A 1,716-nucleotide genomic window follows, 5' to 3' on the forward strand; every position below is an offset into this window, starting at 1 on the left:
GGACGCGGCAAGCCCAGCGGTGACGAACAGCGACAATATGCCGACTCCGCTTTGCAGATCGGCCTTGCCGACCTCCACGGTCGGCAGCGTTTCGGCCAGCGCGCCTTCTTCAAACGTCTTGCGCGCGGTTTCCTCGGCTTCTTCGGCTGCCTCGCGGCCGTGCACGATGGCCGTGGTTTCCGTGGCCAGGACCTTCTTGGCCTCGTTGATCTCCGAGCCGCCAAGCGCGGCGAGCCGCGCGATTTCGGTGAGCGGCAGGCGGGTGAAAATCTTGAGGAAGCGCGTGACGTCGGCGTCCTCGGTGTTGCGCCAGTACTGCCAGAAATCATAGGGCGAGTAGAGATCGCCGTTCAGCCAGACCGCGCCTTTGGCCGATTTGCCCATCTTGGCGCCTGACGACGTCGTCAGCAGCGGTGTGGTCAGGGCATAAAGCTGCGGCGTACCCATGCGGTGCCCGAGATCGACGCCGTTGATGATGTTGCCCCACTGGTCCGATCCGCCCATCTGCAGGCGGCAGCCATATCGCCGGCTGAGCTCGACGAAATCGTAGCCCTGCAGAATCATATAGTTGAATTCGAGGAACGACAGCGATTGTTCGCGCTCGAGCCTCAGCTTGACGCTGTCGAAGGTCAGCATGCGGTTGACCGAAAAATGCCGGCCGACATCGCGCAGGAATTCGACATAGTTGAGCTTCATCAGCCAGTCCGCATTGTTGACCATGATCGCGTCGCCCGCACCGTCCCCGAACCGCAAAATGCGGCCGAAGATGCGCTTGATACCATCGATGTTGGTCGCGATGGCCTCAGGCGTCAAAAGCTTGCGCTGGTCGTCGCGGAAGGAAGGGTCGCCGATCATCGAGGTGCCGCCGCCCATCAGCGCGATCGGTCGATGGCCGGTTTCCTGCAGCCAGTAGAGCATGGTCGCGGAAATCAGATTGCCGATATGCAGGCTGGTCGCCGTGGCGTCGTAACCGACATAGGCGGTCACCGTTTCCTTGGCGAAAAGCTGGTCGAGGCCGGCATCATCCGAAATCTGGTGGATGAAACCGCGCTCGCTCATAATGCGCAGGAAATCGGATTTGAAGGCGGACATTTTTTCTTTCCCGAAAGCGCCCAACCGAACCGGATCGGCGTGGCATGCGTGAACGCGGGCGTTTAGCATCCAAGCGCGGTCAGCAAAAGGGGAATCCGGTTTTGCGTCCGGTCGCGTTTACATGACTGGTTCGGTGCGAACGCAATCACGGGGTCGTGAAACGGCGCAAGCTCGCCTTCCGGCTGCATCCTTGCTTCATCGTTTGGGCTGGCGTAATGAGGCGCCGCGCCAGCGGATTCTTGCCACACACGACCCGCTGGACGGCACCGCACGGCATCGAATCGAATGCCATATCCTATGACAGAGCCCGACCCGAAATGCCGGAGATATCCATCGTCATTCCCTGCCGGAACGAGGCGGCGAACCTGCCGCTTCTGCTTGACGAGATCGGGGCGGCGATGGTCGGGCGCGACTTCGAGGTGATCGTCGTCAATGATGGTTCGACCGATGAGACCACCTCGGTGCTTGCCGCCCAGGCAGTGCTTCGCCCGTTTCCGCTTCGCCACCTCCGGCATGAGAAATCCGCCGGCCAGTCTCTCTCTGTGCGTTCGGGCGCGTGGGCGGCCCGCGGCGATATCGTCGCCACGATCGACGGCGACGGCTAGAACGATCCCAAATATATTC

1 protein-coding gene and 1 pseudogene are annotated in these 1,716 nt (G+C 61.4%); one reads left to right on the forward strand and one right to left on the reverse strand.

Annotation, left to right across the window (positions count from 1 at the left end; all coding sequences use genetic code 11):
• Positions 1 to 1,092 (reverse strand): tyrosine--tRNA ligase (tyrS, locus tag EOA86_RS33495; RefSeq protein WP_128345457.1); only part of this gene is annotated, 1,092 nt, incomplete at its 3' end.
• A gap of 317 nt (positions 1,093 to 1,409) precedes the next feature.
• On the opposite strand from tyrS, the pseudogene EOA86_RS33500 reads away from it, so the two are divergent.
• A pseudogene (locus tag EOA86_RS33500) lies at positions 1,410 to 1,694 on the forward strand (glycosyltransferase family 2 protein); the annotation flags it as partial.
• Positions 1,695 to 1,716: the final 22 nt, after the last annotated feature.

It is taken from the genome of Mesorhizobium sp. M5C.F.Ca.IN.020.32.2.1 (assembly GCF_004023105.1).
GTDB lineage: Bacteria > Pseudomonadota > Alphaproteobacteria > Rhizobiales > Rhizobiaceae > Mesorhizobium > Mesorhizobium wenxiniae.